Origin of the sequence: Ningiella ruwaisensis, assembly GCF_004798935.1 — a bacterium.
In the GTDB taxonomy this organism is placed as follows: domain Bacteria; phylum Pseudomonadota; class Gammaproteobacteria; order Enterobacterales; family Alteromonadaceae; genus Glaciecola; species Glaciecola ruwaisensis.
On the sequence record NZ_RAHT01000008.1, the window covers coordinates 143,914 to 164,620 of the forward strand.

18 protein-coding genes and 1 pseudogene are annotated in these 20,707 nt (G+C 43.6%); 16 read left to right on the plus strand and 3 right to left on the minus strand.

The window, feature by feature from the left end; translation table 11 throughout:
• Positions 1-6 precede the first annotated feature (6 nt).
• From mrdA to pckA, 13 genes are all read left to right on the plus strand, one after another.
• The gene (gene mrdA / locus D6V41_RS15705) at positions 7-1,905 is read left to right on the plus strand and encodes a penicillin-binding protein 2 (protein ID WP_136252489.1); all 1,899 of its coding nucleotides are present in this window, start codon (positions 7-9) and stop codon (positions 1,903-1,905) included.
• Positions 1,898-3,010 carry a rod shape-determining protein RodA gene (gene rodA, locus D6V41_RS15710; RefSeq protein WP_136252490.1) on the plus strand — a complete coding sequence of 371 codons (1,113 nt, stop codon included), beginning with the start codon at positions 1,898-1,900 and terminating at the stop codon, positions 3,008-3,010. Before mrdA ends, rodA begins: the two co-directional genes overlap by 8 nt.
• Before the next feature lie 109 nt (positions 3,011-3,119).
• Complete coding sequence (locus D6V41_RS15715; protein ID WP_136252491.1) at positions 3,120-3,860, plus strand: cupredoxin domain-containing protein; 741 nt, start codon at positions 3,120-3,122, stop codon at positions 3,858-3,860.
• A complete protein-coding gene (locus D6V41_RS15720; protein ID WP_136252492.1) occupies positions 3,857-6,175 on the plus strand; it encodes a bifunctional diguanylate cyclase/phosphodiesterase in 2,319 nt (772 codons plus the stop codon). The genes D6V41_RS15715 and D6V41_RS15720 overlap by 4 nt, the downstream gene beginning before the upstream one ends.
• Before the next feature lie 76 nt (positions 6,176-6,251).
• On the plus strand, positions 6,252-7,082 hold the full coding sequence (locus tag D6V41_RS15725) for a DUF3034 family protein (protein ID WP_241664570.1): 831 nt from the start codon (positions 6,252-6,254) through the stop codon (positions 7,080-7,082).
• The gene (locus D6V41_RS15730) at positions 7,079-7,525 is read left to right on the plus strand and encodes a group I truncated hemoglobin (RefSeq protein ID WP_241664571.1); all 447 of its coding nucleotides are present in this window, start codon (positions 7,079-7,081) and stop codon (positions 7,523-7,525) included. Before D6V41_RS15725 ends, D6V41_RS15730 begins: the two co-directional genes overlap by 4 nt.
• Before the next feature lie 136 nt (positions 7,526-7,661).
• Positions 7,662-8,066, plus strand: a complete 405-nt coding sequence (locus tag D6V41_RS15735; protein ID WP_136252494.1) for a PEP-CTERM sorting domain-containing protein — start codon at positions 7,662-7,664, stop codon at positions 8,064-8,066.
• 303 nt (positions 8,067-8,369) lie between these two features.
• Positions 8,370-9,362: a septal ring lytic transglycosylase RlpA family protein gene (locus D6V41_RS15740; protein ID WP_136252495.1), complete on the plus strand. Its 993-nt coding sequence runs from the start codon at positions 8,370-8,372 to the stop codon at positions 9,360-9,362.
• A 202-nt stretch (positions 9,363-9,564) separates the two neighbouring features.
• Positions 9,565-10,731, plus strand: coding sequence for a D-alanyl-D-alanine carboxypeptidase family protein (locus D6V41_RS15745; protein WP_136252496.1), 1,167 nt, complete (start codon positions 9,565-9,567; stop codon positions 10,729-10,731).
• Positions 10,732-10,736: 5 nt separating this feature from the next.
• On the plus strand, positions 10,737-11,000 hold the full coding sequence (gene ybeD / locus D6V41_RS15750; protein ID WP_136252497.1) for a DUF493 family protein YbeD: 264 nt from the start codon (positions 10,737-10,739) through the stop codon (positions 10,998-11,000).
• A 104-nt stretch (positions 11,001-11,104) separates the two neighbouring features.
• Complete coding sequence (lipB, locus tag D6V41_RS15755; protein ID WP_241664576.1) at positions 11,105-11,689, plus strand: lipoyl(octanoyl) transferase LipB; 585 nt, start codon at positions 11,105-11,107, stop codon at positions 11,687-11,689.
• On the plus strand, positions 11,682-12,644 hold the full coding sequence (lipA, locus tag D6V41_RS15760) for a lipoyl synthase (RefSeq protein WP_136252499.1): 963 nt from the start codon (positions 11,682-11,684) through the stop codon (positions 12,642-12,644). The genes lipB and lipA overlap by 8 nt, the downstream gene beginning before the upstream one ends.
• A 357-nt stretch (positions 12,645-13,001) precedes the next feature.
• Entirely contained in the window at positions 13,002-14,615 is a 1,614-nt protein-coding gene (gene pckA / locus D6V41_RS15765) for a phosphoenolpyruvate carboxykinase (ATP) (protein ID WP_136252500.1), read from the plus strand.
• 62 nt (positions 14,616-14,677) lie between these two features.
• On the opposite strand, the gene D6V41_RS15770 is transcribed toward pckA, so the two are convergent.
• Genes D6V41_RS15770 through rimK form a run of 3 tightly spaced genes read right to left on the minus strand, consistent with a single transcriptional unit; the run spans position 14,678 to position 17,137 of the window.
• On the minus strand, positions 14,678-15,154 hold the full coding sequence (locus D6V41_RS15770) for an ATP-dependent zinc protease family protein (RefSeq protein ID WP_136252501.1): 477 nt from the start codon (positions 15,152-15,154) through the stop codon (positions 14,678-14,680).
• A gap of 38 nt (positions 15,155-15,192) precedes the next feature.
• On the minus strand, positions 15,193-16,230 hold the full coding sequence (locus D6V41_RS15775) for a succinylglutamate desuccinylase/aspartoacylase family protein (protein WP_136252502.1): 1,038 nt from the start codon (positions 16,228-16,230) through the stop codon (positions 15,193-15,195).
• 1 nt (position 16,231) lies between these two features.
• Positions 16,232-17,137 (minus strand): 30S ribosomal protein S6--L-glutamate ligase, encoded by a 906-nt coding sequence (rimK, locus tag D6V41_RS15780; RefSeq protein ID WP_136252503.1) that lies wholly within the window; start codon positions 17,135-17,137, stop codon positions 16,232-16,234.
• 272 nt (positions 17,138-17,409) lie between these two features.
• On the opposite strand from rimK, the gene D6V41_RS15785 reads away from it, so the two are divergent.
• The 3 genes and pseudogenes from D6V41_RS15785 to D6V41_RS15795 all read left to right on the plus strand — a co-directional run bounded on the left by D6V41_RS15785 (position 17,410) and on the right by D6V41_RS15795 (position 20,703).
• The gene (locus D6V41_RS15785; RefSeq protein ID WP_136252504.1) at positions 17,410-18,378 is read left to right on the plus strand and encodes a mechanosensitive ion channel family protein; all 969 of its coding nucleotides are present in this window, start codon (positions 17,410-17,412) and stop codon (positions 18,376-18,378) included.
• Positions 18,371-19,345: a zinc transporter ZntB gene (locus D6V41_RS15790; RefSeq protein WP_136252505.1), complete on the plus strand. Its 975-nt coding sequence runs from the start codon at positions 18,371-18,373 to the stop codon at positions 19,343-19,345. Before D6V41_RS15785 ends, D6V41_RS15790 begins: the two co-directional genes overlap by 8 nt.
• Positions 19,346-19,366: 21 nt before the next feature.
• A pseudogene (locus tag D6V41_RS15795) lies at positions 19,367-20,703 on the plus strand (magnesium transporter).
• Positions 20,704-20,707: the final 4 nt, after the last annotated feature.

The following is a 20,707-nucleotide window of genomic DNA, read 5'->3' on the forward strand; positions in this document are numbered from 1 at the left end:
AGACTTATGGCTAAAAAAAGGCAAACAATTCGCGACCATTCTGCTGAGGCAAACCTATTTGCCAGACGCGCGTTTATCTCATCTGTCATTGTTATCGCGTTTTTAAGCCTGATTGTTGTCAATCTCTATCACCTGCAAGTCAAGCAATACGAAGACTATCAAACACGTTCAAACGGCAATCGCATAAAAGTATTGCCTGTTGCGCCTAATCGTGGGCTTATTTACGACAGAAACGGCGTAATATTGGCCGAAAATCGCCCGGTTTTTAGCTTGGAAATCATTCCAGAACAAGTTGAAGACCTGGAAGCCACCATTGAAGCGCTAAGTCACTTAATGGACCTGACGCCAGATGAGATTGAGGATTTTCATCAAGAACGAAAACGACAAAGACGCTTTAAGCCGGTTGTTTTACGCAATCAGTTGACACAAACTGAAGTTGCGCTGTTTTCAGCGAATCAACATAAGTTCGAAGGCGTTAATATTGAAGCACGCCTATCTCGCTATTATCCCTTTAAAGATACGCTTACGCACATGCTCGGCTATGTTGCGCGAATCAACAAGCGGGACGTAGAAAAGTTGCGTGAAAATGGAGAAGAAGCCAACTATGCGGCAACGCATGATATTGGTAAGCAAGGCGTTGAGAAATATCACGAGCGTTTATTACATGGTGAAGTTGGCTATCAACAGGTTGAGGTCAATAATCAGGGCCGGATAATAAGGGTTCTGGATTTTGAACCGCCCAAGCCTGGCAAAGACATAGTGCTGAATATAGATATTGAACTGCAGAAAAAGGCACAAGAGAAGTTAGCCGGCAGACGCGGCTCGGTAGTAATTACCGACACCCAGACAGGCGGGATCCTCGCACTTTATTCAAGTCCAAGCTACGATCCTAATTTATTTGTGCACGGCATTAGTCAAAAAGAATATTCAAAGCTTTTAAACTCTCGATATAGCCCGCTTCTCAATCGGGCCACACAAGGCCGCTATCCGCCGGCTTCTACCATAAAACCACATTTGGCCTTAGTTGGCCTGGAGGATGGCGTAATCGATCGCGACACAACCATCAAAGACACGGGCACCTATCGCTTAAGAAATGTCTCACATGTTTGGCGCGATTGGAAAAAATGGGGGCACGGCGAAGTTGACGTTACCAAGTCTGTAGAAGTGTCGTGCGATACATTCTACTATGATTTGGCCTATAAGCTTGGCATCGATCGCATTCACGAAACCATGAGCGATTTTGGATTTGGTCAATTTACCGGTGTTGACCTATATGAAGAGTCAGATGCTATCTTACCTTCCCGTGGCTGGAAGCGGGCGCGCTTTAACGAAGCCTGGTACATTGGCGACACTATCTCAGTTGGAATTGGCCAAGGTTATTGGAACGCAACGCCACTGCAGCTTGCGAACTCACTTAACATTTTGGTGAACAAAGGTCGGCGCTTGGTACCGCGCTTATTGCAAGGATATATGGTAGAGGGTGAAGTTGACTTATTGCCTACTGAAGAACTCCCGCCTATTGCCATGAAAAACGAAGAAAATTGGAATCTTGTGCTTGATTCGCTTTACGGTACAGTCAATCGCGAGCATGGAACCGCACGCACTGCGTTTTTAAATACTGAGTACATCTCGGCGGGTAAAACCGGAACTGCTCAACTGTTTACTGTCGCGCAAGACGAAGAGTACGATGAAGACGAAATTTCGGAGTATTTGCGCGATAACGCAATGTATATTGGGTATGCGCCTTACGACAATCCTGAAATCAGCATTGCCGTTACTATCGAGAATGCTGGAGGGGGTGGTTCAAACGCTGCGCCATTGGCTCGTGAAGTGATGGATTTTTATTTCGAGAAAACAGGGTATAAAAAAATCGCGCAAGCTGCAGAGGCTTCAGTAAATGAATAAAGCGTTTACACCTGCCCGCCGCACTCTGCTTGAGCGAATTCACATAGACGGATTTCTGCTGTTTTCTTTATTATCTTTAATGCTGGTTGGTCTGCTTACCATCTACTCCTCAGGTGGTCAGGACATGGAATTGGTTCAGCGGCAGTTGGTTCGACTCGGTCTGGCGCTTTTTGTAATGTTTTTTTTGGCCCAGATCCCTGTTCGGTTTTTGCAGCGAATTGCAATTTATGCTTATGCTGGCGGTGTCCTTATGCTAATTGGGGTTCTGCTATTTGGTGATATTGGTAAGGGTGCCCAGCGCTGGCTGGATTTTGGTTTTATTCGCTTTCAGCCATCTGAAATTATGAAATTAGCCGTTCCGCTGATGATCGCCTGGTATATTGCTCGCGGTGACTTGCCGCCAAGATATCGAGACATTTTTGTTGGCTTCATTTTAGTTGTCGCTCCTACCATTTTAATTGCCAAACAGCCAGATTTAGGGACCTCCTTATTGATCGCAAGTTCAGGCATTTTCGTTCTATTTTTATCGGGAATGGCATGGAAGCTGATTAGTTTTATCGCATTATTGGGCGGCGCCTTTGCTCCCATCATGTGGTTTTTTCTCATGGAGGAATATCAAAAACAGCGCGTACTGACGTTTTTAAACCCCGAAAGTGACCCTTTAGGCTCTGGCTATCACATTATCCAATCTAAAATTGCAATTGGTTCAGGCGGGGTTGAAGGCAAAGGATGGCTACAGGGTACTCAGTCTCAATTAGAATTTTTACCTGAAAGGCATACTGATTTTATTTTTGCAGTTTACAGTGAAGAGTTTGGCTTAATTGGGGTAATCGGACTGCTCATTTTATATTTGTGCATTATCCTACGCGGCCTCTACATTGCAAACCGCGCACAGGATGCGTTTAGTAAATTGCTGGCAGGCAGCATCACCCTCACCTTTTTTGTTTATGTATTTGTGAATATGGGCATGGTATCGGGACTACTTCCGGTAGTTGGAGTACCTCTGCCTCTGATCAGTTACGGGGGAACATCGATGGTTACCTTGCTGGCAGGCTTTGGCATCTTAATGTCCATTGGTACACAAAAGCGCCTCTTATCAAGATAGCGAAGTCTTGCACGTGTTTTAGCCTATTTTTTGAACACGCATGCACAAAGCTTAAAGTTTTCCCTGCCACGACCGACTACATGTACTGAATTCATGTTTGAAGGTTGTCATGCATTTATCATATCTGCCTGGACGCACAATCCGCGTATCGCTTTGTTGCCTTTTGCTTGTTGTTAGCATTTTTATGCCGTTGCAAGCTCAAGCCTCTATTAACGTTCGTTTAGTCAATCAACATGGAGAGCCCTTGTCAGATGCAGTAGTGACCTTACAAGAGATGTCGTCCATCGATTCATCTTTTCCAGGCAATCAGAAGTATACCGACCTTCCCGTGGCGATTATGGATCAGATTAACGAAGAGTTTGTCCCGCATGTTTTAATTGTGCAAAAAAATCAGGCGGTAAGTTTTCCAAATAGTGATGATACCCGCCATCATGTTTATAGCTTCAGCAAACCAAAGGTCTTTGAATTAAAGCTTTTTAAAGACACGCAAACTGAGCCAGTCATTATGGATACGGCAGGCATTGTTGAACTTGGATGTAATATACATGACAACATGCTCGCTTTTATATATGTGGATAGCAGTTCCAGCGCAAAAAAGTCGGACTCTGAGGGAAACGTCAGTTTTAACGGCACATATCCGATTGACCTGACTATTTGGCATCCTGAACAAGTTGGCGCAAAAGCCTCACTAGCCTCAGTAAGCTTGCATGCCGACTCCGACCACACCATTGTTATTGAAACAACTGAACGAAAGACAAGCAATCATGCTGAGCATGGTGAAAATACAAAATTTAAGTCGACGGGGTTTAAGCGAAGATTTGGTGACACTCAGTCTGGAGTGACTCAGTGAGACAGCCTACTCTGCAACGTTACGTTTTGACCATGGTGATTGGCCTTTTGGCCTTTTCGTCCGTGGCGATAATGACGAACGTTTGGATTTCTTCTTCAAAAAGCGGAAAATCGCAAATTTTGGATGCACTGAGTGTTGGTGAAAACGTGCTCTTAAGTAGCTTTCAAAATCGAGAAGACTTATTGATCAATTCTGCGCAGGTATTAACCGATGACTTTGGCTTTAAGCAAGCTGTCGCGACAGGCGACCAGAGAACAATCGAAAGCACGCTTGAAAATCATGGAGCGAGGATCCAAGCTGACGTAATGGCCCTGATAAGCCTTGAAGGAAGCCTTATTGCAAGCACACAGACGACCACAAGTGACAAAACCAGGACGCTCATTTCAAACTCGCACATTCAAGAGGCTTTGACCTTTGGTGGCACCACTCTTTGGCTATTGACAGAAAGTGGGCTATATCAAAGTATCTTATTGACAGTTGACGCCCCAACACCGATAGCATTGGCTTTAGTGGGTTTTAAAGTTGATCAGAGCTTACTGAGCAGTTTTGATGAAGTCACTCAGCTTCATACAAGCATTAATATTCAAACGATGGGTAATGGCCCTTTTGTACTTTCCACACTGCCGCAAGCGCATATTGAAGATGCCCTATCCAGTGATTCACATTCGCTAACGTGGCTTTCTTTAAATCGCGCGAAGTATCGCTATATTTCAAATTCTATCCAACTAGGCAGTATTGATGATTCGCCAGTAATAATCACACTAAGCGCAGATGTAAATAAAGTATTTAAGGAATTTAAGCGCCTTCAGACCAGCATTTTTACCATCGGTGTCGCAACCGTGTTTTTGGCACTGCTGTTTGGCTTGTTAATGTCTAAACGACTCAGCACACCTATCGCACAACTGGTTCAAATGGCTCAAAAAATTGCCAGCGGGTCTTATGAAGCCTTTTCTCTTAATGCCAAGGGAGTTAAAGAGGTCAACATTCTGGCGAAATCCTTTGACACCATGCAGCGCAATATTCAGTCGCGCGAGCAAAAAATTCGTTATCAGGCACAGCATGATCTCGTGACCGGTTTATACAACCGGGTTTACTTGAGTGAACACGTACAAAGTTTGGTAAAAGCACAAACTTTTCAGGTTATTGGAATGAGCTTACGCGGCTTTAGGCAGCTAAACGATACTTTTGGTCACGAAAACGGGGATTTATGTTTAAAACAAATTGCTGAGCGTTGCCAATTGGAGAATGCCTTATGTGCACGTATTTCGGGTAATGAATTTATGCTCGTGCTCCGAAAGCCGCTATCTCAAACGGGTTTAGAAGAGTTTCAGGCGCATCTTCAGGCACCGATTTCTTCAAATGATATTAGCATTTTACCCAAAGTCACCTTGGTCACCTTGAGCGTACCCGAGGATGCTGCGAGCGTTGAACAGATTTTCAGACGAGTCAATATTACCCTTGATCAGGCCAACTCACTTAATTTGCCCAATCTTGCCTTCAATCGCGAGTTTGAAGAAAAATATGATAGACGTCTGGCCATCATTAGAGAGCTGAAGCAGGCACTCAATCATAACAATGATGAGCTCTCCATGGTTTATCAACCTAAAATGTGCCTTAAAAAAAATGGCATTTCCAAAGTTGAAGCGCTGATCAGGTGGAATAGCGAAAAGCTTGGCTTTGTTCCGCCCGATGAATTTATTGAAATCGCCGAACAGGCAAATTTGATTTACGCCCTTACGCGATATGTTATACAACGCGTAATTTTTGATGTGTCAGACATGCGCGCAAAAGGCCACGAGTTGTGTGCTGCAATCAATCTCTCTGCAAAAGATATTATGCATGCAGAGTTATTGCCATGGATTCTAATGCAGCTTGATAAAGCCAATCTGAATCATGATGCCCTGTCATTTGAAATTACAGAAAGCGATATTGTTACTGATCCTCAAAAAGCAGCATCTCAGCTGCTCGAATACAGACGCTGCGGATTTGATATTGCAATTGACGACTTTGGCACCGGTTACTCTTCGCTGGCTTATTTACAAACGCTGCCAGTCAGTAGTTTGAAAATTGATAAAAGCTTTGTATTAAAACTGGCTAGCAATAACAATGATAAGAAGATTGTGCAAAGTATTATTGCGCTTGCTAAAAGCTTTGATTTAAAAGTTGTTGCAGAAGGCATAGAGGATGAAACCTCACTTGCCTTATTAAAACAATATGAGTGTGACTGGGCGCAAGGTTATTTTATTTGTCGGCCTGTGCCGCCAGACGCCCTTATTTCCTTTTTAACTGAACACACAAGCAGTGAATATGCTTGAATCTTGAATTATTAATCCAGAGAGATCACTAAGCAAAATGATGCATAACATCACCCAAGTTATATTTAGGCTTTCAATGTTAAGCTTGTTTCTTATATTCACCTTGCTTGACTCAGGCAAAACCTTTGCAGCAGACGGAAAACTAATTGGCACTGCGGGGCTGATGCAATTAGAGGGCAGCGGTGGCGGCGGCATTGTTCCCTGGGCAACACTTGCCGGATACGATAGTAGAGAGCAAGTCGCGTTCAATGCTGTGTATACTCGCGTCAGTGTAGATGATTATGAATTGGACGTGCTCGGCGCGTCAGTATCCATTTATGACAGAGTCGAGCTTTCTGTCGCTCAACAACGCTTTGATGTAGAGGCGCTTAATACTCGAATTGAGCAAAACATCTATGGCGCTAAAGTCAGGCTTTATGGTGATGTAGTGTATAGCACACTCCCTCAGCTTAGTTTCGGTTGGCAGCATAAAGTGCTAAACGATGGTGCGATTGCAAATGCACTTGGCGCTGACAATGCCAAATCAGGCAACGACTTTTATCTTGCGGCAACGAAAGTACATCTTGGTGCCTTAGCGGGCTACAACGCCGTTTGGAATGTGACCTTAAGAGCTACAAAGGCAAACCAAATGGGGCTGTTAGGCTTCGGTCACGCAAATCAGGACAATTATCAACTCATGCTGGAAGCATCGGCCGGTGTTTTATTATCTCGTCATGTCGCAATTGGATTTGAATATCGGCAAAAGCCCGACAACCTGGGATTGGGTGAAGAAGACTTTAAAGATATTTTTATTAGCTATATTCCCTCCAAATTTTTTAATTTCACGCTTGCTTGGGCAGATTTAGGCAGTATTGCCGGTGCCGATGATCAGCAAGGCTTATACTTATCCATGCAAGGAAGTTTATGATGCTTTATCGAAGCTTTTACCGTTTTATATTGGTCTTGGGTTCTTGCGTATTGCTCCAGGCATGCCAGAGCACAACAACATCTTCTGAGCAAAGTCTCTATCTCACACTTGGAGGTCAAAGCAAAGTAGAAGAAATCGTTGACAATTTCATTTACGAAATTGAATTTAATCCGCAAATCTTCCCCTATTTCACAAACACAAATGTAGAGCGATTTAGAGAAAAACTGATTGAGCATTTATGTATGCTAACTCAAGGTCCTTGTGAGTACACCGGTGATACGATGGTTCAGGTCCATACCGGAATGAATATCACCGAACACGATTTTAACCTCGGCGTAGATTTATTCATTAAGGCAATGGAGAAAGCTGACATTCCTCATCGGGTACAAAACCGTGTGTTACAAACAATGGCACCAACTAGAAAAGACATCATTTATCTTTAAATTAACCACAAGCTCCAGCCTAATGTCCTTTTTACAACAGAATAGGGTATGTTGATCTTAAAGAGCGAGACTATTTTTAAAAGCTCGTTTAGAACAATTCTTTACCATACCTACCGTCACAGAATTTGGTGGACCCGTGTCTGGATTGAAGGTCAACTTCGACTTTTTAGGTAATTTTGGCGAAGCGGGAAATCCAGATCCCTTTGGTGTTGATCCAGCGAGTTTCTTCATTGCAGATATGCATATCAGTATAGGTGAATCAGGAAGCTTTTGGGATAATCACACTTACAAGAAAATCCTGAAGACCAATCAAAGTACTGGCTGGACAAATGTTGATTTAACCTTTTTCTTTGACGGTTATACACCTGCAGTTCGCTCGCCTAACGCACGGATTCGCTTCACGTTTAATGAAAAGCAAGACTGGCTATCAAACGTGCGATTGGACAACGTTTCTGTCACGGCAGTCAACGCGCCTGCAACAATCTTATTGATGGGGCTAGCAGCGTTTGGTATTGCAGTTAGAAGCCGAACGAAGTCTTAAGCAAGTTCTTAATTACAAGTTCTTAATTAAGAATAAAGGCGAGCGTTTTGTTCGCCTTATTTTTTCGCCCTTGCAGATCACTTCCTGCATTTTGACGCAGAGGCAGATTCAGACTTTCCTCCTCATCGAAATCACATAAATCACCGATAAACTAAAAAGAATCTATCTGCAGCGAAACAGATAAATCTAGTCAGATAATTTTCTCCTATTGTGTTATTCCCAATTTAAGTGAATAATTATTGAGCGTTACTATTTAATAATATGAACGCTCTAATAACAAAAATATAAATTGGAAATCGCGCTATGTTGAAAATCGCATCATTGGGGAATGTGCGACCTAAGCTTGTGTTTGCTTGTGTGAGCCTATTGGTTTTGCAAGCATGCTCGACTCAACCTTCAGGACGCTATTCTCAAAAACAAGATTCTGCCCCCCAGTTTAATTACGGGGATATTGAGTATATTGAACCTGTTCCGGCGTACGAGCCTTATAATGTTTGGAATTCACGTCCATATGAGGTTTTGGGCGGGTACTACACACCGCTGCTAACGGGCAAAGGATACGCTGAAGAGGGTTATGCCTCTTGGTATGGACAAAAGTTTCACGGTCATACAACGGCAAACGGCGAAACCTTTGATATGTTTTCGCTTACAGCTGCGCATAAAACCCTGCCTCTTCCCTCTTTTGTGCAGGTCACTAACTTGGAAAATAACAAAAGCGCTGTTATTCGTGTAAATGACCGAGGTCCTTTTCATGATGATCGCATCATCGATTTATCTTACGCGGCTGCCAAAAAATTAGGCTTTCACAACAAAGGCGTGACAAAAGTGAAAGTTGAAGTCATTCATGTATCACAAGATGGCTTGGTAACCGTAGGTAAAGGTGAAACGCAATCAACGCTATATGCAAGCAATCAGTCGACTCAAAACAAAACTGTGTCTGTTGAGGCTGCCAAGCCTATTGGCTTTTCAAGCAACGTTGCACGCAGTTCGGTTAACGAGCAAGCTACAACGACTGAAATTAGAAGTATGCAAGAACAAGCGGGCGGCATCGAAGCGTCATTAAGCGATCCGCTGATGTTTGTGCAAGTTGCTGCAACATCTGATGGCGTAAAAGCAAGAGATTTAGCGACAGGCTTATCTAATATGCTACAAGTCCCAAATAGTATTCCTAAGGTTAATAATATCTATCGCCTGCATTTAGGTCCGCTTGAAAATGAACAAAAAGCAGAAAAGCTTATCCAAGAACTGAAAAAGATTGGTTTTGATAGTGCTTTTACCGTAGAGTTCACGCCTTAAACGCTGTGGCAATTTGAGGCTAAAGCGCTGTGATTCAATTCCTCAATCAGTTAAAATCACGACTAATAAATCGACATGTTGATAAATGAGGGTGTTAGACTCATTTATCCGTCTTTGTTTCGCTTGATATAAATCGAAACAAATCGTCCACCGTATGAATAATAAGAAATCACATTAAAGATTAAATAGGTTATGGAATAAGATGCGCCGACTGACTTTTATATTTACACTTGTTTTTGCCCTTTTGTTGCCCTTTTCGCCTTCTGCGTTAAGCGCGGTCGTTATCCCTCCCCCACCATCCGTTGCTGCAGGCGGATTTTTACTGATGGATCATCAAACCGGTGACATTATTGCTGAGAAAAACATTGACCAGCGTTTGCATCCTGCTAGCTTGACAAAAATCATGACTGTTTATGTAGTCGGAAAAGAGCTCAAAGCGGGTAATATCAGCATGAGCGACGAAGTCACTATTTCTGAAAACGCATGGGCAAAGAACTTTCCCGACTCGTCAAAAATGTTCATTGAAGTTGGCACGAAAGTGACTGTTGAAGAGTTACTGCAAGGAATTATGGTTCAATCAGGTAACGATGCCTGTGTCGCCATTGCCGAGCATGTAGCAGGGTCAGAATCGGCATTTGCATCGATGATGAATGCTCACGCGCAAAGTCTGGGCATGACAAATTCAAACTTCGTGAATAGTCACGGCTTGCATGATCCTGACCACTATACTTCGCCTCGCGATATGGCAGTATTATCGTCGGCCTTAATCAGAGAACTACCAGAAGTATACGCATTTTACAGTCAGCGCGAATATACTTATAACGGCATCAAACAATTTAACCGCAACAGCCTGTTATGGGATAAAAGTTTAAATGTTGATGGTATCAAAACTGGTCACACTTCTGACTCTGGTTACTCGTTAATTACATCGGCTACACAGGGGGACATGCGCTTAATATCAGTAGTGATGGGAACGGAAAGTGAACGTGCCCGAAAAGCTGAAAATAAAAAACTGCTGCGTTACGGCTTCCGCTTTTTTGAATCCATCACGCCTTATCAAGCTGGACAAAGCTTTGTTGCGCATCGCATCTACATGGGTGACAAAGATACGGTAGAGCTTGGAATCAATCAAAGTACCCCCATTACTATTCCTCGCGGCCAATCTGCGCAACTAAAAGCGCATTTTGAACTCAATCAACAACTCGAGGCCCCTATTGCAAAAGGACAGGAAGTAGGCGAGCTTCATTTAAAGCTGGAAGACGAAACCATCGCTACCTATCCTTTGGTTACACTTGAAGAAGTAAAAGAGGGCGGCATTTTTGACCGCGCGATGGATTGGATTAGTCTACAGCTTGGTCTGGAGGATTAATTTCTATGGATACACGTTTTGATGAATTGCTGGACTTTCCGTGTATGCAAACGTTTAAAGTCATGGGCATAGCAGACCCTACTCTGCCGGAGCAGGTCGTTGAATGTTTGCAGGAACATGCACCGGGTGACTACAGCCCAAGGGTAAAGCCTAGCAGCAAGGGAAATTACCATGCTGTTTCTATTGGCGTTCGTGTTACCAGTAAAGAGCACATGGAAACCATTTACACCGAGCTCGCGAAAATCGATATTGTCCGTGTAGTGCTGTAATAGTGGGTGCAGAATTAAACTCCGACAGGCAGGATAGCAATCATGCTAAAACGGTAATTGTTCGTCGCTTAGGGCAGCAAGATTACCGGCCTATTTGGCAACGCATGCAGCACTTTACCGATACGCGAACGGCAGAAACTGTCGACGAAATCTGGTTTACAGAGCATACGCCTGTGTTTACACAAGGTCAGGCAGGCAAAGCTGAACATATTCTGATGCCGGGTAATATCCCTGTGGTGGAAGTCGACCGTGGCGGTCAAGTTACGTATCATGGCCCCGGCCAATTGATGATGTATATTTTATTGGACATCAGGCGTGCAAAGTGGGGCGTGAGGGATTTGGTTTCTGCCCTTGAAAACTGTATTGTTGCGACATTAGAAGACTATGGCACCCACGCATATGCTAAAAAAGACGCGCCAGGTGTCTATGTTGATGAGAAAAAAATCTGTTCGGTAGGGCTTCGCATCAGAAAGGGATCTTCATTTCACGGTTTGGCGTTTAACGTAGATATGGATCTGTCACCCTTTGAGCGCATAAATCCTTGCGGATATGCAGGCTTGAAAATGATAGACTGTCAGGAAATTGCTGGTCCATCTAACTTGGCAGAAGCCGAACAAAAAGTACTAATGCATTTTTGCAAAGCATTAAATATTCAACATCAGGAATTTAGAGAAGGCTTTAATGAGTAATTCACGAGCACAAGCTGGAGTAAAACTTCGCGACGGCGAAAAGGTTAAACACATTCCGATTACGATTGTACCAACTGAAAAAGAAGAAATGCTTCGTAAGCCAGAATGGATAAAAATAAAGCTTCCTCGTTCAACCGACCGCATTGATCACATCAAAAAAACCTTGCGCAAGAATAAACTGCACTCGGTTTGTGAAGAAGCAAGCTGCCCCAACCTTGCGGAATGCTTTAATCACGGTACTGCGACTTTTATGATTTTGGGGGATATTTGTACTCGACGTTGTCCGTTTTGTGATGTAGCCCATGGAAAACCTTTACCTCCCAGTGCGGAAGAACCCGAGAAACTGGCGAAAACTATTGCTGAAATGGGTTTGAACTATGTTGTAATCACTTCTGTTGATAGAGATGATTTACGCGACGGTGGGGCGCAACACTTTGTTGACTGCATTAATGCCATCCGTGAGCACAGTCCCAAAACCAAGATTGAAGTACTCGTGCCCGATTTTAGAGGCCGTATGGATCGCGCCTTAGACATTCTTAAAAATGGCGTACCTGATGTCTTCAACCATAACCTTGAAACCATACCTCGTTTGTATCGTGAGTGTCGTCCCGGCGCCAATTATAAATGGTCTCTTGAACTTCTTCGTAAATTTAAAGAGCAACATCCTGACATTCCAACTAAGTCTGGTCTTATGATGGGGATGGGCGAAACGGGCGAAGAAATGCAGCAAGTGCTCGATGATTTACGGGCTCATAATGTTGATATGCTTACCCTTGGACAGTATCTACAGCCGAGCCGACACCACTACCCTGTCAAACGCTATGTGCCACCCGCAGAGTTTGATGCTTTAGGTGATTATGCTAAAAGCATTGGTTTCACGCATGCTGCCTGTGGCCCGATGGTTCGCTCGTCCTATCATGCTGATAAACAGGCAATGGGAGAAGAAGTCAAATAAGCCTCATCTTATCGCTTAAAAAAGCTCGCACTGATGCTTAAGGTATTTTAAGCACTGCGAGCTTTTTCATTTAAGTCAATAAACTATCTTATTAGCCTATCGGTTTAACAAGCATACCGAAAATCTTCTTACGCCGTCGCAATTCGCTATAATTATTTCTGTAAATTAATTACAATTTTATGTAATTATTCATCTTCAAGTCATTTTTATTACACTTTTAGGTTTTAAATAAGCTTATTATGAAATTTTGTATACGCTATTAGTAGTATTTACAATCCTCGCTATAGATTGTTTTGCATAGATTGTCTAAGATTAGCTTAATGGAAATATAAAACAATTCGACTTAAGAGACTGCGCGTGAAACTGATCAATTCACTGAAAACTTACGGAATAAATACCAAATCTGAAATTCTTCATAATCCATCATACGAGCAACTTTTTACAGAAACGACTAAAAGCGACCTAGAGGGTTACGAAAAAGGTCAAGTCACCGAATCGGGGGCAGTTTGTGTAAAGACCGGTAAATTTACCGGACGCTCTCCAAAAGACAAATACATTGTTAAAGATGATGTGACAAAAGATACAATTTGGTGGTCTGATCAAGGAAAAAACGACAACAAACCAATCGATAAAGCGACTTGGGACCACCTCAAGCAACTGGTTACACAGCAGTTAAGCCACAAACGCCTATTTGTGGTTGATGCATACTGCGGCGCCAATAAAAATACTCGCCTGTGCGTGCGATTTATCACGGAAGTGGCCTGGCAGGCGCATTTTGTCACAAATATGTTTATTCGGCCTGCTAAAGAAGAGCTAAATGATTTCACGCCAGATTTCATCGTTATGAATGGGGCTAAGACAAGCAATCCGGACTTTAAAAAGCAGGGCTTAAATTCCGAGAACTTTGTTGCATTTAACTTAAGCGAGCGAATTCAACTTATCGGCGGCACTTGGTACGGTGGGGAGATGAAAAAGGGAATGTTCTCGATTATGAACTACTACCTGCCGTTACAAGGAATAGCATCAATGCATTGCAGTGCCAATGTTGGCGAAAAAGGTGATGTGGCGATCTTTTTCGGATTGTCTGGCACAGGCAAAACCACGCTTTCAACCGACCCTAAACGTAAGCTGATTGGCGATGATGAACATGGCTGGGATGATCATGGCGTTTTTAATTTTGAAGGTGGTTGTTATGCCAAAACCATCAATTTAAGCAAAGAAAATGAGCCCGATATCTACCACGCTATAAAACGAGATGCCTTGTTGGAGAATGTTGCCGTTAATGCAAACGGCAAAATTGACTACACCGACTCATCCTTAACCGAAAACACGCGCGTGTCTTATCCAATCTATCACATAGATAATATTGTAAAACCCGTCTCTAAAGCCGGTCACGCTAACAAAGTGATATTTTTGACAGCTGATGCATTTGGTGTGCTTCCGGCAGTCGCCAGCTTAAGCCCTGAACAAGCGCAATATTATTTGCTCTCAGGTTTTACTGCCAAGCTTGCAGGGACGGAACGCGGTATTACCGAACCCACGCCAACGTTTTCCAGTTGTTTTGGCGCAGCCTTCCTTACCTTGCATCCAACTCAATATGCGAACGTTCTTGAAAAGCGCATGCAACAGTCAAATGCCAAAGCGTATTTGGTCAATACAGGTTGGAATGGGACGGGCAAACGGATTTCTATAAAGGCCACGCGAGCGATAATCGACGCAATATTGGACGATAGTATTGATATTGCACCGTCCAAGCGCCTGCCAATATTTAATCTCAAGGTGCCCACAGAGCTAAATGGCTTAGCTAGCGAACTGCTTGATCCTCGCCGTACTTATGAAGACGAATCAGATTGGTATGAAAAGGCTGAAGACTTGGCAGGTCGTTTTATCGATAACTTTGAAAAATTTACAGACACAGAGCATGGAAAAATGCTTGTTACAGCAGGTCCTTCACTGGAAGTTATCTTGTAGAGCGCATCTAAAGCGTTGGTGTAGAAACCGGGCAGGAATTTTCTGCCCGGTTTCTACACAATTTATTTGCTTGTATTGACCTCAGTTGAGGCAACAAAGTCTGAACCTGGATCAACGACAAACTGGCCAGCCAGTGCTTCTCGTCCCAACAGCATAAGATGTGTCATGGTCGAGCGGTCGGTTAAGGTAAGCTCGATATCCCACTCTATGGCGTTCATCACTGCTTGCGTTTTGATAACATAGCGTCGTTCTCGCTCACCATTTGACGATTTTACCCATCGCCTCGCGTGGATTTCAGCCTTACAGCGAATGGTTTTGTCTATGTCATGAAAATCAGGATGAAACTCAAAGCTTAGATGCTTTTTGTCTTCATGCACTACAATATGATCAACATGTAAAGCTGAGGTTTGGGCGCCAGTATCGATACGCGTGTTTATGTTCGTAAGGCCTAGCACTGGCAAATCAATGCTCTCCACCGCTCCAACCAGGGTTTTATTGTCAATTTCTATGTTAGGTATCGATTGCGTTTCAGTTGTCATGCAAAACTCTTATTCTTCGTTAAAGTGTAATGAATTTTCTAGCGCATCATGGTTTCTATTCTGTCTTCTGCCGGCACTAAATTATCCTGCAGTTGTTCTATATGTTCGGCCACCTCGTCTGGCTCCTCAAAATTGGCAATGTGGTACATCGCATCCCCCTCCTGCACCAAAGGAATATTTTGCTTGCCTATAATAACCCCCGACTTTGGTGCCTTGAGCTTTTCGACAAAACTGCCCGTGGGTGAACAAATCTCTGCAAGATTCTCGCCTTTTCTCACAAAATCGCCCAATCGCTTCAGGTCGCGAACCGTACCGCTTGAGCTCGCTCGCACCCAACTGGAATGATTAGCAATAAATGGCTCTACCAATTTTGATTTTGAACGCTTTTTGCGCACCATTCCCAAGTGTGTAAGCACATTCATAATGCCTCGTACTCCAGCTCGTATCGATAGCTCATCAAAGCGCAAGGCTTGCCCTGCCTCATATAGCAATACTTTTGTGCCAAGTTCAGAGGCTGCTTCTCTTAAAGAGCCATCACGCAAGCTTGAATTCAGCAGAACGGGAACGCCAAATATACGTGCCATGTTTTGCGTTTCTTCGTCCGCAAGGTTTGCACGTACCTGTGGAAAATTAGAACGATGAATGGCCCCTGTGTGTAAATCAATGCCGTAGTCGCACTTGCTAACAATTTCATCCAAAAATAAATGCGCCAAACGCCCGGCAAGTGAGCCTTTTGGCGAGCCCGGGAAGCAACGATTAAGGTCTCTTCTATCTGGCATGTAGCGCGACTGATTCAACATACCATATACATTTACAATAGGAACTGCGATAACTGTTCCCATCGATAAACGAAAGGTTTTTTGCGCCAAAAGTCTGCGAATGATTTCAATGCCATTTAACTCATCACCATGAATTGCCGCACTGATAAACAAAGTAGGGCCACTTTTTTTCGCCCTAATAACCTCTACAGGCATCGATACCTCTGTATCGGTATACAAGCTTGCAACAGGCAACTGAAGCTTAACTCGACTTCCTGGCTTTATTTGCGTATCACCAATGGTGAGGATCTGACTCATTTCATCCTTTTCCTTTAGTACGCGTGTTGAATGGACGCATGTTCTTTTCAATAAACTGGAAAATAATTCCGGCGATATCTTTGCCGGTTGCGGTTTCTATGCCTTCAAGCCCGGGAGAAGAATTTACTTCCATAACCACTGGTCCTCGGTTACTGCGCAGCAAGTCAACGCCGCATACGTTCAGGCCCATCGCTTTAGCAGCTGCCACTGCGGTTGCCCGTTCTTGAGCTGAAATTTTTGTAATTTGCGCTGAACCGCCTCTATGCAGGTTTGAGCGAAACTCACCTTCCTGACCTTGACGTTTCATAGCGGCAACGACTTTTCCGCCAACAACCAAACAGCGAATATCTGCACCACCTGCTTCTTTAATAAATTCCTGCACCAAAATATTGGTATTAATTCCCATAAATGCCTCGATAACACTTTGCGCCGCTTTACCGGTTTCAGCAAGTACCACCCCTACTCCCTGTGTCCCTTCAAGCAATTTAATTACTAAGGGCGCACCGCCCACATTGCGAATGAGGTCTTTAATATTATCAGGACTGTGAGCAAAACCCGTTCGAGGCAAACCAATGCCTTTTCTGGATAAAAGCTGCATTGAGCGTAATTTATCGCGAGAGCGAGATATGGCCACCGATTCGTTAACGCTAAAGGCACCTGTCATCTCAAACTGGCGAACAACGGCTGTGCCGTAAAACGAAATCGATGCACCAATGCGGGGAATAATAGCATCATACTGCGGCAAAGCTTCGCCTTTAAAGCGAACCATTGGTTTTGCGCTAGTGATATCCATGTAGCAATGCAAGGTGTCGATAACGTCTACTTCGTGCCCACGCTGTTCGCCCGCTTCTTTAAGGCGACGCGTGGAATAAAGACGTTTATTACGTGACAAAATAGCAATTTTCATAATTGCGTCCTTTTACAAAATGTAATTTTAAGCGCTACCGTATCAGACGCTGGCTGTCTTCGCGACCTATGCAAGAATATTTGGACGAGCGGTATCATAAGTGGATGATTACCTATAAGTTAATTTGCCTGCTTTTTACTGTAAAATGCAAAGAAGATAAACAAATACTTTCATTCTAAGTTAAATTAATTTCAGCTATTATTGCGTTAAGGCATTATCTCTTCATGCGGCATATCGCTAGTTTCTAACCTTCAATAAAATAAAAGGCTTGTATGAAAGACGAGATTATTTCGTTCATTGACAAAATTCACGCTACCTTAAATTGGGTTCTGTTTACCTATGGTGACTATGAAGTTACGCTCGGTGAAATCCTGATTGTGCCAACTTATCTAATTGTTAGTATCCTGCTTATTCGCTGGATTGGACGATTTATTGGACGACGCTTAACGGCACAAAAAGTTGAGCCTGATGTCGTTCATTTGGTCAAGCGCATTTTTTACATCATCGCCTTAATCGCCGTATTTATCACAACGCTTGATTTGATCAATGTACCGCTTACCGCCTTTGCCTTTGTATCAGGTGCCATTGCGATTGGTGTGGGTTTTGGCGCGCAAAACATCATTAACAACTTTATTAGTGGTTGGATACTCATGTGGGAGCGTCCAATCAGAATTAATGATTTTTTAGAAATTGATAATGTTGCGCGAGGCAAAGTAGAAGCTATTAACACACGCTCTACCCGCATAAGACGAGTTGATGGCGTGCATATGCTTATTCCAAACAGTAAACTGCTTGAAAACACCGTCGTTAACTGGACACTTGTAGATAATTTAATTCGTACGTCAGTGCGTGTAGGCGTAGCTTACGGCTCTCCTGCTCGAAAAGTCTCGGAGTTAATTGAACAAGCGACCAAAGAAAACCCAGATATTATGAGCGACCCAGCCCCTTTGGTGATTTTTGACGATTTTGGCGACAATGCCTTGATGTTTGAGGTCTACTTTTGGGTTAATGCCACGGTAGAGCGAGATTTGCGTGTTATTCGCTCAAATGTGCGCTTTGCCATTGACAAGCTCTTTGCACAAAACAGTATTGTAATAGCCTTCCCTCAGCGAGACGTGCATTTAGATGGTTCTATTGTTATTAGACAAGAAGATAGAGCCAGCGGCCCTCACAATCTGCTTAACGACAATCAACAAAAGCATAGTGACGCAAGCGCATTGAAAGGTAAGCAAGATGAATAAGGCGCTTAATCAATATCAGTCCTTACTCTGGGCGCTTGAACTGAATGGTCAGGGCGGTATCAGCAACGATAAAGTCGAGCGCTTAAATCCTGATGCCATGACTTGGCTGCACCTTCATTGCGACGGCGAAGACGCAAGCGAACTTTTGTATTCTCTTGATGCGCCTGAGAAGGTTATAGAGGCATTACTTGCTAACGAGACACGCCCACGAACTCTTGCAGTTCAGCAAGGCTTAGTTATGTTTTTACGCGGTATAAACAAAAACGAGAACGCTGCCTTAGAGGATATGGTATCACTGAGAATGTGGTTACACGGGAATTTAATCATTACTGCGCGCAAACGCGACAAGGCGCTAATGTCTGCACTTAACGTAAAGCGATTTTTAGAGAGCGGAGAAGGTCCTCATACACCTCAATGGTTAGCGTGTAGCTTGGTAGAACAGATAACCTTTATCGTCAGCGAAACCGTTGACAGTATTGAAGAGATAATTGAACATTTTGAAGCAGGCATCACCGATTATCAACGCTCAATAGACCGTCAGCACTTAGGACTCGTTCGTCGACAAGCGAGTGCTATACGCCGATATTTAGCCCCACAGCGAGAGGCTCTGGAACAATTTGCCCGAAGCCAGGGATTGTTAAACGAAGCACAGTCACACGATGTGCGAGAGCATAGTGATAGAATAACGCGTTACGTTGAAGATTTGGATTTAGTAAGAGAGCGTGCTTTATTGTTGCAAGAAGAAATCAGAAGCCAAATTGCTGAAGCCCAAAACATGCGCATGTACGTACTATCTTTGGTAACGGCAATATTTTTGCCATTGTCGTTTTTGACCGGCGTGTTTGGTATGAATGTCGCTGGTTTGCCAGGTACACAAAGTCCCAGCGCATTTTTGTATCTGACAGGCACGATGGGCATTATTGCCTTGTTAATATTTGCTTTTATGCTGTGGCGCAAATGGTTGTAGCTTTAACATTTAGGAGCGTTTGTGTCTGAACAAATTCCCGACCTCATTGATGAGATAGTATCTGCACCAGATTTACAGCGTGTAGAAGAAATTACCAACGTCATCATCTCCCAAGATGAAGACGACATCGCCCATTTACTCGAATCTTTCCATATGAGCAGCGCTTAACGGTTTGGCGTGATATCCCGCGTCAGAAAAAACTCGATGTTTTGGTGGAGATGCGCGGTGATGCGCGTGAAACCTTAATAAATGATATCGACGCACAAGAATGGGATGCATTGTTCGCCGATGTTGACGCTGAGCAGTTACTCGAATTAGCCGACACCCTTCCAAGTAAACTGGTTGATCGCGCAATTACTGCGATGGACAAGCAGCAGCGTCAGTATTTTAAAGATGCAAGTCAGTACTCTGATAATCAAATTGGTCATTGGCTAAGCCATGAATTATTAGTGCTTCCTTTAAATGCCAAGGTAAGAGATGCCTTAAGACTAATCAGACGCGAAGTCCCAGATTATGCAGACACGATATTTTTGTTAAATCGAGCCGGACAGTTTTCAGAAGCAGTCAGACTAACCAAAATATTCGGTGCCCCTGAGCATTTGCCACTGGTTGATTTGTCTGAGGATGATATTGACGTTATCAAGGCCGATGACGACTGTACAGCCGCTGCTCGCAGGGTACAAAAGTCTGGCTTTGCTTCACTACCGGTGATTGACGACGGCAGACAGTTATTGGGTCGCGTGGATATGCTCATCGCCAGCGAACTGGTGAATGAATATTATGAGCGACAAGTCATGGCAAGCGCTGGTATGGACGAGGAAGAAGATTTATTCTCGCCGGTTCGAAAAAGTGCGAAGAATCGAGCAGTATGGCTTGGTATTAATTTGATCACCGCATTTTTGGCATCATGGTTTATCGGTCTTTTTGAAGCCACCTTGCAGCAGGTTGTTGCGTTAGCGGTATTGATGCCAGTGGTTGCTAGCATGGGAGGCATCGCAGGCAGTCAAACCTTAACGCTTATAGTGCGTGGCCTTGCGCTTAAACAAGTCACTAGTGCTAACCGAAAAGCCTTGCTTCAAAAAGAACTGCGTGTTGGCGGACTCAATGGTGCCGTTTGGGCTGTTGTTATCGGAATTGTGGCCTATTTCTGGTTTTCAAACCCGATGCTAGGCGTTGTGATTGCGCTTGCTATATTATTTAATATTGTCGCGGCAGCAATTGCAGGCGTTACCTTGCCTGTGATTTTACATAAGCTCAAAATTGATCCTGCGTTGGCTGGCTCCGTTATTTTAACAACCGTCACCGACATTGTTGGCTTTGTGGCCTTTTTGGGATTAGGAACACTATTCTTACTTTAACGAT